This is a genomic window from Bacillus sp. PK3-037 (assembly GCF_054161355.1).
The window spans coordinates 1,665,112-1,679,198 of the sequence record NZ_CP096408.1 but is presented as its reverse complement, the minus strand read 5'-3'; the positions used below and the strand labels follow the sequence as shown (position 1 = coordinate 1,679,198).

The following is a 14,087-nucleotide window of genomic DNA, read 5'->3' as shown; positions in this document are numbered from 1 at the left end:
TTGCTTTTTTCTTTTTCATTCGTACGTCTCCTTTGAATAAAATACACCTTGCTTACGATTTTGCAACGGAAAGGTTTCAATTTGATTCTGATTGTTTGGTTTTGATTCTCCAAGCAGCGAGAACACATGAAACCATGACTGTAAATGAGATAAAGTCAATCAGGGTGCCTAGTAAGCGTGAATCTGTGATGATGTTCGAATTGACGCAAAGCGCAAGGATAAATAAGGAAATCAGCAGACCATATTTTTCAAACACATACCTCACTCCTTACGGAAAATAAATTTTTCATATCCATCACTATGATAACAAATGTCCCCCAAAAACAAAACGCCTCCTATTTATCAGCGCAAACCAATAAATAAAAGACGTTTGATTTAATCATTACATAATATGCACATGTTTAAGAAGCCTTATGTTCTAATCTAAGCTTATCCGCAACCATTGCAATGAATTCGCTGTTGGTAGGTTTAGCTTTTGTCATGCTGACAGTATAACCGAACAGCGAGGAAATGGAATCAATGTTTCCTCTGCTCCATGCCACTTCAATTGCATGGCGGATCGCTCTTTCTACACGGCTAGCGGTTGTGTTGAATTTTTTGGCAATGTCCGGATAGAGGACTTTTGTAATACTGCCGAGCAGCTCGATGTCGTTGTACACCATTGAGATCGCTTCACGCAAATAGAGATAGCCTTTAATATGTGCAGGGACGCCGATTTCATGGATAATGCTTGTGATGCTCGCGTCGAGATTTTTCCTTTTTGGTTCAGGCTGGCTGCTGCGTATAATGCTGCTTTGTGATGACGGCGCGCGATGCGTCACACTGCTGGCATTTCCGCTGACCTGGCGAATATGGCCGACAAGGTTTTCCATATCAAACGGTTTGAGAATAAAGTAGGACGCTCCTAAATCGACGGCCTTTTTCGTGACATCTTCCTGCCCGAAGGCTGTCAGCATAATGACGTTCGGCTGTTTTTTCAGATCGGATTCTCTCAGGCGCTCTAAAACAGCAAGTCCGTCCAAATGAGGCATAATAATATCCAAGACGAGCACATCAGGATCTTTTTCTTTAAATAGCGACAAGCATTCCTGTCCGTTATACGCAACTCCGATGACTTCCATGTCTTCCTGTCCTTCTATATATTCACTCAACAGGCTTACCAGCTCTCGATTATCGTCAGCAACACAAACTTTAATTTTCTCCACGTTTCTTCCTCCCCCAATGTAGTTAACAGGATTCCACCTTGCTACATGTTTACATTCGACAAAAGCGCTATATACCCTCTAAAAAAAATCATAACTAACAATAATAGTGGCATATCTTCGTTATTCTATGTTTTTCTCTGTTTTTCGACTAAAAATGAAATTTGACAAATAAGGAAACGTGAATTTGTCGAAAAATCTTCTTTTGTTCATTTTAACGTATGTATGATGAGAAGTGAAGAGGGGGAAAAGCAAAAAACTGCCGGAGATCCGGCAGTCAGCTTGCTTTTTCTTTTCCGTAAATATCGATTCCTGCTTCAGACAGCATCCATTCAATATGCACACCGTAACCGCTTGTCGGGTCGTTGACAAACACATGGGTGACAGCGCCGACAACCTTTCCATTTTGAATGATTGGGCTCCCGCTCATGCCTTGTACTATGCCGCCTGTTTCCTTCAGCAGTCTCGGATCGGTAATTTTCAAGACCATTCCTTTTGTAGCCGGAAATTTTTGCGGTGTCGTGCTGACGATTTCGATATCAAATTTTTCTACCTTATCATCATCAATGACCGTTAAGATTTCCGCAGGCCCTTTTTTCACTTCATTTGAAAAGGCAACCGGCAGTGCCTTATCTGATATTTTGTTTTTAATCGGCTGATGTAATGTGCCGAAGATTCCAAATGGGCTGTTTCTGTTAATGTCCCCGATCGTTTTGCGTTCAGAGGAAAATCGCGCCAGTTTTTCTCCAGGATTTCCGCCTGTCCCTTTTTCAATTGATGTCACAGTCGATTTAACAATTTCTCCATCTTCCACGACGATTGGTTTTTTCGTATCCATATCGGAGATCACGTGGCCAAGTGCTCCGTATTTTTTTGTTTTCGGCTCATAAAAGGTCATTGTGCCGATGCCCGCGGCAGAATCCCTGATATATAAACCGATTCGGTATTTGCCTTCAGCTTCGTCCTTTTGAGGAATCAGCTTTGTTTTGATCTTCTGTTTATCACGTTTGATCAGCAAATCAAGTGACTCTCCGGTGTTTCCCGCTTTTTGAATAAACGGGGCAACATCATTCATTTTTTCAATTTTCTGTCCATTCATCTCGATAATAATGTCGCCTGCTGTAATACCTGCCGATTCACCAGGGGATTTTTTCCCTTCGCTTGTGTTAATTTGATGAAATCCGACGACAAGCACTCCCACGGAATGAAGTTTGACACCGATGGATTGCCCGCCCGGTATGACTTTTAAATCCGGAAGAACTTGCACTTTTGTTTTTTTGATTGGAAATCCGGCAAGGTCATATACTAATTCTGACTGGCCTGATTTTTTGCCTGTGACTTTGATTTCATGCGGGTCTTTCTCAACTGTAAACGCTTCTGATGATTTTTCCTGGGCGTTTACCGATAAACTCGTTTCAATGGCTTGTGTTTGGGTTTCAAATACTCTCATTTGCGTTGGAATCAGTAAATACTCTTTTAATGGTTTGCATAAACCTACACTTAATAACGAAACAAGGAGAATTAAACCTATTGCTTTTCTGATGTTATCCGGCATTCACTACTTCACTCTCCTCGCTCCTACCCCACACCTTCTTTATGAATTGCTGCTACATCATTACTTTTGCCTTCTCAGCCCTTATTTATAACTGTGTTATAAAGAAAAACATTGGATATACTGATGAACGAATGGATGTGTATACAAAAAAATAAGCTGCGCATATCGCGCAGCTTACCCAGTAGTTTTGACTTGATCCGCTTGTTTTAACAGCTCTTTCGCATGGCGTTTCGTCAAGTCTGTAACTTCGACTCCTGCTATCATGCGTCCGATTTCCGTCACCTTCTCTTGTTTAGTCAGCGGCTTTACACGCGTCGTCGTTCTTCCGTCTTTTAATTCTTTCGCAATGTAAAGATGGGTATCGGCCATGGCTGCTACCTGAGGCAGGTGCGTAATGCAAAGCACTTGTGATCCCATCGATACTTTGTGAATCTTTTCAGCAATAGCCTGTGCGACCCTGCCGCTTACGCCTGTATCTACCTCGTCAAATATAATCGAGGTAACGTCCTGCTGTGAGGAAAAAATGCTTTTAATGGCAAGCATGACCCTCGACAGCTCTCCGCCGGAAGCGACTTTAGAAAGAGATTTCAGCGGCTCGCCCGTATTGGTGGAAATTAAAAACTTCACCAGATCAATTCCTTGTTCAGTGAGCTGAACAGGATGTCCGTTTACGACCGGAGCTTCCTCACCGCGGGTCGCTGTTCTGACCTTAAACTCCGTATCGAAAGTCGACTTTTCCATATATAAGCTTTTCAGTTCACGATGGATTTCCTCAGCCAGCTTTTTCGCCCACGTTTTTCGGATTCGGGAAACGTTTGCCGCTTCTACTGCAACATCTTTACCAACCGAATCCAGCTCCTGCTTCAGGCTTTGCAGATGGCTGTCTCTGTTTTCAATTTGATCAATCTCTTCTTCAATTTTAGAAGCATATTCTAAAATATCCTCAACGGTTGCCCCGTATTTCCGCTTCAGCTGCTTGATCTCATTAAGACGCGTCTCAATAAAATTCAAGCGCTCAGGGTCATATTCAAGCTCATCCAGCATATTTCTCATCTGAAATGTAGCGTCCTCTAAAAGGTAGTAGGAGTTCGAAACACTCTCAGAAAGTTTTTGCAGCGGTTCGTTAATATCGGATAAATCTTCAAGCTGAGACGACGCCATTCCGACCCAGTCCAGACCGCCCTGCTCGCTGCGCAGCGCGTTATAAGCATTTTGCAGTGATTCAAATATTTTCTCAAAATTTGAAATTTGCTGGCGCTCTTCTTGCAGCTGCTCATCTTCGTTCAGTTCGAGCTTTGCTGATTCGATTTCTTCCAGCTGAAATTGAATCAGATCAAGCCGGTGTGCCATTTCCTGCTCACTTTCAGAAAGCTGCTTCAGCTTTTTAAGCAGCTTCATATATCGCTGATAGCCTTCCTGATACGCTTGAAGTGCGCTTTCCACTTCGGCTCCCGCAAACTTGTCCAAAAGCTGAAGATGGTTTTCGTCCTCCATTAACAGCTGGTTATCGTGCTGCCCGTGAATATCTAATAAAAGCCTGCCGATTTCTCTAAGCGACGCAATCGTTACAAGTTTGCCATTAACCCGGCATATGCTTTTTCCGTTCGTGCTGATATCCCTTCTCATGACGATCATTTCATCTGAAACGTCAATCCCCTGCTCAGCACAGACGTCAAAAACGGGATGGCCGCTATCTAACAGAAACAGCCCTGCAAGCTCGGCTTTTGTTTCTCCATATCTGACAAATTCAGATGAACCGCGGCCACCGACCAAAAGTGAAATGGCATCTATGATGATGGATTTGCCGGCTCCGGTTTCTCCTGTTAAAACCGTAAGCCCGCGTTCAAAAGAAACCGTCAGTTCCTCAATAATGGCAAAGTTTTTAATCGATAATTCAGCTAACAAACAGCATTACACCTCTTATCTTTGTTAGATTTCCTTTACAGCAGCTCTAGGAGCCGGCTTTTTACGCCGTCGGTATCTTCAGGAGTCCGGCAAATAATTAAAATGGTGTCATCTCCGCAAATGGTCCCCATAATTTCGTCCCAGTCCAGATTGTCCATAAGCGCTCCGATTGCCTGGGCATTGCCCGGCATGGTTTTCAGCACAATCATATGGCTTGCTGAGTCTATTTTCACAAAAGCATCCATCAGTGACCGTTTCAGCTTAGACAGCGGATTGAAACGCTGGTCCGCCGGTAGGCTGTATTTATATGAGCCGTTATTTGTCGGCACCTTCACAAGGTGAAGCTCTTTAATATCACGTGAAACCGTGGCTTGTGTCACCTTGTATCCATCCTGCTTCAGCATGTCGACCAATTCATCTTGGGTTTCGATTTCATTGCTTGTAATGATTTCTCTGATTTTGATATGCCTCTGGCCTTTGTTCATGTAAGCACCTCTATTTCCAGCTTATCTGTTCTTATATGGTATATGATTCTCCGCAAAAAGTACATGAATGCAGAAAAAAGGAATAATAGCGCCCTATTATTCCGGTACATCTGCTTTTTTTTCTTTTAACGTCTTATGTGCTTCTTCCACTATACGGCTGATTTCCTCCTCAGGCAAACCTGCACCTTCTTGACCTTCTCCCAGCCAGTGCAAATGAAGGAGAAATTCAATATTTCCGTCTCCCCCTGTAATTGGAGAAAATGACAGGCCTTTGCAGATATAGCCCTCGCCAGCCGAAAAACTGACCATACGCCGCAGGACATCTGCATGCACCTTCGGATCTCTGACAATGCCTTTTTTGCCGACAGATTCCCGGCCTGCTTCAAACTGAGGCTTGACAAGCGCAATACAATCGCTGCCCGGTACAAGCAATGTTTTTAAAACAGGCAGGATCAGCCGAAGTGAAATAAAGGATACATCAATCGTAGCAAACTCCGGCATGCCTTTTGAGAAGTCTGCCGGAGTCGCATAACGGAAATTCGTGCGTTCCATCACGACGACGCGTTCGTCCTGTCTTAGCTTCCATGCAAGCTGATTATAGCCTACATCCACCGCGTACGACTGTTTTGCGCCGTTTTGCAGAGCACAGTCCGTAAAGCCGCCGGTGGAGGAACCGATATCAATCATAATTTTGTCCTGAACAGAGACAGGAAATTCTTTCAGCGCTTTTTCAAGCTTTAAGCCGCCTCTGCTCACATATTTCAGCGGGTTTCCTTTGATGGTCAACGGAAGCTCGCGGTCAATTTTTTCTCCAGGCTTGTCCAAGCGGTTTTCATTCGAATACACGATCCCTGCCATAATGGCCCGTTTCGCTTTTTCCCGCGTTTCCGCAAGCCCTCTTTCCACTAATAATACATCTAATCGTTCTTTCTTAGCCGTCATGATCCAATTCCTTTATGTGTCTTCGGCGGTGCCAGCAATCGAATTCGGTCTGCCACCTGCTGTTTCGTTAATCCTATTTCTTCAAGAAGCGCCGTTACGCTACCATGTTCTATAAATCGATCCGGTATGCCCATTCTGTCGATCGGCGTATGATACATCCCCTGATCATGAGCGAATTCTAAAACCGCGCTTCCGAATCCGCCTTCTAAGACCGCTTCTTCAATCGTTAAAATCGGCAAGCCTTCATTTAGGATATCCTTCATCATCTTTTCATCAATCGGCTTAATGAATCGCGCGTTGACCACGCGTACGGAAAGGCCTTCTTTTTGCAGCTCTTCAGCAGCTTCAAGCGCCATTTCAATTGTTGTTCCAAATGTTAAGATGACCGCGTCGTTACCCGGACGCAGCACCTCCCACGTGCCAATTGGAATCGTTTTAAGCTGTTCATCCATTTTGACACCGAGGCCGTTTCCGCGCGGAAAACGCATGGCGATCGGACCGTCGTCATAACTGAGCGCTGTATGAACCATATGCTGCCCTTCATTTTCATCCTTTGGCATCATTAAGACCACATTTGGAATGTGGCGCATAAACGCGATATCAAATACGCCTTGATGCGTCTCGCCATCTGCACCGACTAATCCGGCACGGTCAATTCCGATAAACACATTGGCGTTTTGACGGCAGATGTCATGAACAACCTGGTCATATGCACGCTGCAGGAAGGTTGAATAGATAGCCAGAAACGGCTTCATCCCTTGTAATGCCATAGCGGCTGCCATTGTAGCGGCATGCTGCTCTGCAATTCCGACGTCGAACATTCGGTCAGGAAATTCCTGCGCAAAGCCTTCAAGCTTCGAACCGACAGGCATTGCCGGTGTTATCGCCACGATTCGCCCGTCCTCACGTGCCATTCGCTGTACTGTGCCGCTGACAAGGCTGCTCCATGCAGGCGCTGCGGCTTTTGGTTTTACAAAGTCACCTGTATTAATTTTATATGGGCCGGTTCCGTGCCACGTACCGGTCGTATCGGTTTCAGCAGGTTTGTACCCTTTTCCTTTTTTGGTGATCACATGCAGCAGGACAGGGCCTTTTGTTTTTTTAGCGTATTGAAGATTCTCAATCAGCTCATGATAAGAGTGTCCGTCCACAGGGCCTAAATAAGTAAATCCGAGTTCCTCGAAAAACATGCCTGAGACAAGCATATACTTCAGGCTGTCTTTGACACGTTCTGCCGTGGCGGCAAGCTTGCCCCCAACAGCCGGGATCTTCTTAAACAGGTATTCAAGCTCATCTTTCACCCATTGATATTTCCCGGCTGTTCGCAGCCGGCCGAGCATGGAATGAATAGCACCGACATTCGGAGCGATACTCATTTCATTATCGTTGAGGATAACAATCATGTCTTTTTTCTCGTCACCGATATGGTTCAGCGCTTCAAGCGCCATTCCGCCGGTCAGCGCACCATCACCGATAATCGGAATGATAAACTCATCCGTTCCTTTAATATCGCGAGCGGCCGCCATCCCCATCGCACCTGACAAGGAAGTTGAGCTATGACCGGTTTCCCATACGTCATGTTCGCTTTCGCTCCGCTTCGGGAATCCGCAAAGCCCTTTATACTGACGAAGGGTCTCAAATTCTTTTCCCCGGCCCGTCAGCAGCTTATGGACATAAGACTGATGGCCTACATCCCACAAAAACTTGTCTTTCGGGCTGTTAAATTCCTTATGCAATGCAACGGTAAGCTCAACGACACCCAAATTAGGGCCAATGTGACCGCCAGAAGCCGATAAAGTCGTAATCAGAAACTGACGGATTTCATCACTTAATTTCTCTAATTCATCAATGGACATGTTTTTTAAAAACGACGGGTCCTGTATTGATAAAAGATCCAAAGCGGATCAACTCACTTTCAGCATGAATTTCTGCATTGATATATGTCTTAAATGCCGAGCTGAACTCAGATCATTTCTCAGGCATAAAAAAAGACAAACGCGCTCTTCCTTTTGATTTTCATCGAAACTGCTTACATTTTACCATATGTCGTGCAGCCGCTTCAAATAAGGATCGTTTTAGTGGTCTCTTGCCGCAATTAAATCACAAAGCTCATACAAAAGGTCTTTTTGAAGGGAGAGCCCGTCGATCAAGCGCTTTGCTTCTTTTATGTGACCGTCCAATTTCTTTTTGGCCCCTTCCAGTGACAGAAGTGACGGATAAGTCGATTTGTCGTTCGTTGTATCCGAGCCGACGCGTTTGCCGATTTTCTCTTCACTGCCTTCTAAATCTAAAATGTCGTCTCTGATTTGAAAACCGATTCCAATGTGTCTGCTGAAGACGCGCAATGTTTCAATTTCTTCCTCAGGCGCATCCGCCAAAATAGCGCCGGCGATGACGCCAAAACCGAGCAGTTTGGCTGTTTTCCGTTCATGAATGGATTCAAGTTCTTCAAGCGTGACCTGACGGTTTTCTGCTTCCATATCGGCGATCTGCCCCCCGACCATGCCCTCGGTTCCCGCTGCTGATATCAGTTCATTCACAAGACGAAGCCGCTTTTCTGCGGATACTTCGTCTGACACATGGGACGTAATCAGCTTAAAGCTTTCCGTCAGCAGCCCGTCTCCCGCTAAAACAGCCGTGGCTTCACCAAATACTTTATGGTTTGTCGGCTTTCCGCGGCGCAGATCATCATCATCCATGCAAGGCAGATCATCATGAATTAATGAATACGTGTGAATCATTTCAACAGCGCACCCGACTGGGATGCCGTCTTTTTCACTTTTTCCGTACGCGTTCAAAACCGCCAGCACGATGAGAGGCCGCAGCCGTTTCCCTCCGGCCTCAAGGGAATACAGCATAGATTTTTTTAATGAATCCGGGATATTAAGGTTTTCTGTATATACAAAGAGCTGTTTTTCAACCGTTTTTTTACGCTCCGCCAGAAAGCTAGCTAATTTATTTGTCACCTTCGTCTTCCTCCTGAACACTAAAAGGTGCCAGTTCGCCGTCTTCTTTTAAAATGAAGTCCATTTGCTTTTCTACTTTTTGAAGCTTTTCATGGCACATTTTTGAAAGAGCCATTCCTTCTTGAAAGTAGTTAATTGCTTGCTCCAGAGGCACATCGCCTTCTTCAAGCTTTGATACAATGCTTTCTAAGCCTTTCATCGCTTCTTCAAACGTCATGCTTTCATTTTTTTTCATGTCTGTCATTTTTCTTCCCCTCTCTTATTTAATACTTCACAGGTCAGCACGCCATCCTTCAGCTTGACCTCAAGCTGGTCTTTCTCTTCGATCTGACTGACGCTTTTTATGAGTTCATCTTCCTTATAAGCCAAGCTGTATCCTCTTTCCATAATTTGAAGGGGACTTAGCGCGTTCAGCTTGCCAAGAACGGTTTGAAACTGAGAATGCAGCTGCTTCATTTGGATATTCATATTTTTTTTCAGCTGATTCGTCTGATCCTCATACCGTTTTCTCGCCTGTTTCAGCTGTTCATGGGGATGCAGCGCCTCTAATCTGTATGTTTCGCGCTCAAGCTGTCTGCTTTTCCGATCCAACAGCACGGTAAGCTGAGCTTGAAACTGCTGATATGCAAGGTCAAACTGCTGCTCTTTTTGCTCAAACAGCCGCTTAGGAAAGCGAAATGCATATGAGGATTGAAGTGTTTGAACCCGTTCTTTTTTTTGGATGAGATGCTGCTGCATCGCTCTTGTCATTCTGACTTCCGCCGTTTTCGTCCGTTCCATTAAATCAGTGGTATGGGGCACTGCAATCTCAGCTGCTCCTGTAGGTGTCGCCGCTCTGATATCCGCAACAAAATCACTGATGGTAAAATCCGTCTCATGCCCGACTGCCGATATGATCGGTATGTTGGAAGCAAAGATCGCACGCGCTACGATTTCTTCGTTAAACGCCCATAGTTCCTCAATCGATCCGCCGCCTCTTCCGACAATTAATACGTCGCACGCCTGTTTTTCATTCGCCTCTTCAATGCGCCTAACGATTGATCTGCTCGCATTTTCACCCTGAACGAGCGCTGGAAGAACAATGACTTTTACAAGGGGATATCTTCTTTTTAGAGTTGTAATGACATCTCTGACAGCAGCACCTGTGGGTGATGTCACAACCCCGATTGTGGCTGGAAAAGCGGGGATTTGTTTTTTGTAGCGTTCGTCAAATAAACCTTCTCCGGCTAGCTTCTTTTTTAATTCTTCATACGCTAAATAAAGCGCTCCGACCCCGTCAGGCTGCATTTCTTTTGCATATAATTGATAGTTTCCGCTCGGTTCGTATACGGAAATTCCGCCTCTCACCAGCACTTTCATACCGTTTTCAGGTTTAAAAGGAAGACGCTCGCTCTGTCTGGCGAACATGACCGACTGCATCCGGGCGTTTTCGTCTTTTAACGTGAAGTAAATATGGCCTCTCGTGTGTATCTTTACATTCGATAATTCGCCTTTAATCCAAATATTTTCAAGGTGAGGATCTACATCGAATTTTCGTTTTATATACTTTGTCAGCGCTGAGACAGTAACATACGCTGTTTCACCCATGTCTCAAACTCCTCTCGTAAGCATTCCTGCACCATAACTAAAGAAAACCCGCTCTGGCTTAAGGAGCCTGAAGAAGCGGGTATCGTGCTCATAATCCAGAGGCAGGGTTTTAGCCTGTCTCTGAATATCTCCAAAGATCTATGATAACGTACGTTTCGCAGATTTAACAGTATTATGCGCAAGCATCGTGATGGTCATAGGACCGACTCCGCCCGGAACAGGTGTAATAAAGGATGCTTTTTCCTTCGCACCTTCAAACTCAACGTCTCCGCAAAGCTTTCCGCTTTCCAAACGGTTAACGCCGACGTCAATAACGATGGCGCCTTCTTTCATCTGGTCAGCAGTGATGAAGTTGGCTTTACCGACCGCCACCACCAGGATGTCCGCTTTTTTCGTATGTTCAGATATATCTTTTGTTCTTGAATGACAGTATGTCACTGTCGCGTTTTCATTTAATAAAAGCTGGCCGACAGGTTTACCGACAATATTGCTTCGGCCGACTACAACAACCTCTTTACCGGAAAGGTCAATATTGGTTTTCTTCAAAAGCTCAACAATTCCGTGCGGCGTGCAAGGAAGAAATGTATCTTCGCCTAGCAGCATTTTTCCTACATTTAACGGATGAAAACCGTCTACATCCTTATCAGGAGAAATACGTTCAATCACCGCTTTTTCAGAAATATGGTCTGGAAGCGGAAGCTGAACGAGAATTCCGTGAAACTCAGGGTCTTCATTGTATTTGTCAATAATCGAAAGCAGTTCAGCTTCTGTGAGGCTGCTGTCGAATTGATCAAGCTTAAAATTCATGCCCATTGTTTCTGCTGCTTTTTTCTTTCCCCGCACGTAAGAATGAGAAGCTGGATCATCTCCAATCAAAATAACCGCCAGGCCGGGAGTGACGCCTTGCTTTTTAAGCTCTTCTACCTCTTTTGCCAATTGTTCGCGTTTTTCTTTTGCCGTTTCTTTTCCGTCGATGATTGTTGCAGTCATTTTCTTTCCTCCTATGATTGTTCAATATCAGATTTAATGTTAGAAAGAACCCCGTTTACAAATTTTGTCGCTTTGTCATCACCAAACCGTTTCGCCAGCTCAATCGCTTCGTTCATGGAGACATTTACCGGAATGTCTTCGGCATATGCCATTTCGTACGCTGCCAGACGCAAAATCGCACGGTCAACATTGGCAATCCGGTCAAGCTTCCAATTCACCAGATGTTTCGAAATCATTTCATCCAGCTGAACCTGGTGTTCAAGTACACCGTATACAAGCTTTTCAAAGAAAGGATCTGTCTTATCTTCATCTAATGCGTGTTCAATGGCTTCATTCACTGCAATATCGCTGACATCAATTTGAAATAGTGCCTGCAAAGCTTTTTCTCTTGCTGTTCTTCTTTTCATTTTCTTTCTCCTTTGATCCTCTTTATCCGCTTGTCGTTAAGCCATAAAGAGATCATAACATATTTTTTTCGTATCCGCATATTGAAATCAAGGTTTTTTGACCCTATTACCGAATATTTTTACACACCTTCATATGATCATTCGGATTTCACGATCATGAAGAAACTCGGCTGCCTTGAGCCGGCTTTCTTCATACTTTGAAATAAAGGGTAACGTGTAAAAAAACCAAAGGGCCGCCCTCCCCTTGGTTTTCTGTTAAGCCATTTACATTTCTTCGTCGATTTCGACTTCCTGGGCTTTTGTGTCAAATTGAATGCCGACGATGTGAATATTGATCTCGTTAATTGAAAGAGACGTCATATTTAATAAGGTTTGACGAATGTTTTCCTGAACGGCCGCTGCGACTTTCGGAATGGAAACGCCGAATGCGACAACACAGTAGACATCGATCGTAATTCCGTCATCCGCCAAGTCGACTTTTACGCCTTTGCCGTGGTTTACTTTGCCGAAGCGCTCGACGACGCCTGTCGCAAAGTTTCCGCGCATTTCAGCAACGCCGTCAACCTCAGAAGCTGCGATACCCGCAATCACCTCAATGACTTCCGGCGCGATCTCAACCTTACCTAAATGCGTGTCTTCATGATCCATTTTAAGCAAGCTGTTGTCTTTCATTCAATTCACCTCCGTAAAAATTATGAGCCCATTACATCATATGTTTCTAAAAACTTCGTATTAAACTCTCCGCTGACAAATGTTTCGTGTTCAAGCAGTTTGATGTGGAACGGGATTGTTGTTTCTATGCCTTCGATGACGAATTCGCTTAATGCGCGCTTCATGCGGGCAACCGCTTCATCTCTCGTTTTTCCGTATGTGATTACTTTCGCAATCATGCTGTCGTAGTACGGAGGGATGGTATAACCCGGATACGCGGCTGAATCTACACGAACACCTAAACCGCCCGGCGGCAGATACATTTTGATTTCACCAGGTGACGGCATGAAATTTTTGCTAGGGTTTTCCGCATTAATTCGGCATTCGATGGCCCAGCCTTCAAATAGAACATCTTCTTGTTTGAGGCTGAGTTCCATTCCTGATGCGACTCTGATTTGTTCCTTAATCAGGTCTGTTCCTGTCACCATTTCTGTGACTGGATGCTCTACTTGAATTCTTGTGTTCATTTCCATGAAGTAGTAGCGCTGTTCTCTGTAGTCATAAATAAATTCAACTGTGCCCGCGCCTGTGTAGCCAACTGCTTTTGCAGCCTTAACCGCTGCTTCACCCATCTGCTCTCTGATTTCTGAATCAAGCGCAGGAGATGGTGATTCTTCCAAAAGCTTTTGAAGGCGTCTTTGAATCGAGCAGTCGCGTTCGCCCAAATGAATGGTATTTCCATAATTATCGGCAAGCACTTGGATCTCAACATGTCGAAAATCCTCTATGTATTTTTCGATGTAAACTCCAGGATTTCCAAATGCAGTTGCAGCTTCCTGCTGAGTAATCTTAATGCCGTTAATCAATTCCTCTTCGGTGCGCGCAACCCTGATTCCTTTTCCGCCTCCGCCTGCGGTGGCTTTTATAATTACAGGATACCCAATTTCATTAGCCAGCGAAACCGCTTCTTCCACATTTTCTATAATTCCTTGTGAACCTGGAACGATCGGCACGCCCGCCTGTTTCATCGTCTCCCGCGCAACGTCTTTTGTTCCCATTTTTGAAATGGCCTCAGCGCTAGGTCCGACAAACGTGACATTCACTTCTTCACATAATTCCGCGAAGTCGGCGTTTTCAGCTAAAAATCCGTATCCCGGATGGATAGCGTCTGTGCCGGTAAGCTTGGCGACACTTACGATATTTGTAACGTTTAGATAGCTGTCTTTTGACGCTTTCGGTCCGATACAAAAAGCCTCGTCAGCCATTTGCACATGCAGGGCATCTTTATCAGCTTCTGAATAAACAGCGACAGTCTCAATGCCGAGCTCTTTGCAGGCTCTGATGATTCTGACAGCAATTTCTCCTCTGTTGGCGATCAATAGCTTTTTTATCATGTT

14 protein-coding genes are annotated in these 14,087 nt (G+C 44.7%); all 14 read right to left on the bottom strand.

Annotated elements, in window-relative coordinates; translation table 11 throughout:
• Positions 1-76 precede the first annotated feature (76 nt).
• Positions 77-256 (bottom strand): hypothetical protein, encoded by a 180-nt coding sequence (locus tag M1D69_RS08715; RefSeq protein WP_439024331.1) that lies wholly within the window; start codon positions 254-256, stop codon positions 77-79.
• Between the two features lie 145 nt (positions 257-401).
• The gene (spo0A, locus tag M1D69_RS08710; RefSeq protein ID WP_010334880.1) at positions 402-1,205 is read right to left on the bottom strand and encodes a sporulation transcription factor Spo0A; all 804 of its coding nucleotides are present in this window, start codon (positions 1,203-1,205) and stop codon (positions 402-404) included.
• Between the two features lie 274 nt (positions 1,206-1,479).
• A complete protein-coding gene (gene spoIVB / locus M1D69_RS08705) occupies positions 1,480-2,757 on the bottom strand; it encodes a SpoIVB peptidase (protein WP_024122004.1) in 1,278 nt (425 codons plus the stop codon).
• A gap of 174 nt (positions 2,758-2,931) precedes the next feature.
• Complete coding sequence (recN, locus tag M1D69_RS08700; RefSeq protein WP_458104001.1) at positions 2,932-4,662, bottom strand: DNA repair protein RecN; 1,731 nt, start codon at positions 4,660-4,662, stop codon at positions 2,932-2,934.
• Positions 4,663-4,697: 35 nt separating this feature from the next.
• On the bottom strand, positions 4,698-5,147 hold the full coding sequence (gene argR / locus M1D69_RS08695; RefSeq protein ID WP_010334883.1) for an arginine repressor ArgR: 450 nt from the start codon (positions 5,145-5,147) through the stop codon (positions 4,698-4,700).
• A 96-nt stretch (positions 5,148-5,243) separates the two neighbouring features.
• Positions 5,244-6,089, bottom strand: a complete 846-nt coding sequence (locus M1D69_RS08690; RefSeq protein WP_458104002.1) for a TlyA family RNA methyltransferase — start codon at positions 6,087-6,089, stop codon at positions 5,244-5,246.
• Positions 6,086-7,987, bottom strand: a complete 1,902-nt coding sequence (gene dxs / locus M1D69_RS08685; protein ID WP_044154645.1) for a 1-deoxy-D-xylulose-5-phosphate synthase — start codon at positions 7,985-7,987, stop codon at positions 6,086-6,088. The genes M1D69_RS08690 and dxs overlap by 4 nt, the downstream gene beginning before the upstream one ends.
• A gap of 177 nt (positions 7,988-8,164) precedes the next feature.
• The gene (locus M1D69_RS08680; RefSeq protein WP_458104003.1) at positions 8,165-9,055 is read right to left on the bottom strand and encodes a polyprenyl synthetase family protein; all 891 of its coding nucleotides are present in this window, start codon (positions 9,053-9,055) and stop codon (positions 8,165-8,167) included.
• Entirely contained in the window at positions 9,045-9,299 is a 255-nt protein-coding gene (locus M1D69_RS08675) for an exodeoxyribonuclease VII small subunit (protein ID WP_024122010.1), read from the bottom strand. The genes M1D69_RS08680 and M1D69_RS08675 overlap by 11 nt, the downstream gene beginning before the upstream one ends.
• Positions 9,296-10,642: an exodeoxyribonuclease VII large subunit gene (gene xseA / locus M1D69_RS08670; protein ID WP_458104004.1), complete on the bottom strand. Its 1,347-nt coding sequence runs from the start codon at positions 10,640-10,642 to the stop codon at positions 9,296-9,298. Before xseA ends, M1D69_RS08675 begins: the two co-directional genes overlap by 4 nt.
• 138 nt (positions 10,643-10,780) lie before the next feature.
• Complete coding sequence (folD, locus tag M1D69_RS08665; RefSeq protein WP_024122012.1) at positions 10,781-11,632, bottom strand: bifunctional methylenetetrahydrofolate dehydrogenase/methenyltetrahydrofolate cyclohydrolase FolD; 852 nt, start codon at positions 11,630-11,632, stop codon at positions 10,781-10,783.
• An 11-nt stretch (positions 11,633-11,643) separates the two neighbouring features.
• A complete protein-coding gene (gene nusB, locus M1D69_RS08660) occupies positions 11,644-12,039 on the bottom strand; it encodes a transcription antitermination factor NusB (protein WP_458104005.1) in 396 nt (131 codons plus the stop codon).
• A 264-nt stretch (positions 12,040-12,303) separates the two neighbouring features.
• Entirely contained in the window at positions 12,304-12,711 is a 408-nt protein-coding gene (yqhY, locus tag M1D69_RS08655; protein ID WP_010334891.1) for a fatty acid biosynthesis protein YqhY, read from the bottom strand.
• 20 nt (positions 12,712-12,731) lie between these two features.
• Positions 12,732-14,084: an acetyl-CoA carboxylase biotin carboxylase subunit gene (accC, locus tag M1D69_RS08650; RefSeq protein WP_044154640.1), complete on the bottom strand. Its 1,353-nt coding sequence runs from the start codon at positions 14,082-14,084 to the stop codon at positions 12,732-12,734.
• Between the last annotated feature and the right edge of the window lie 3 nt (positions 14,085-14,087).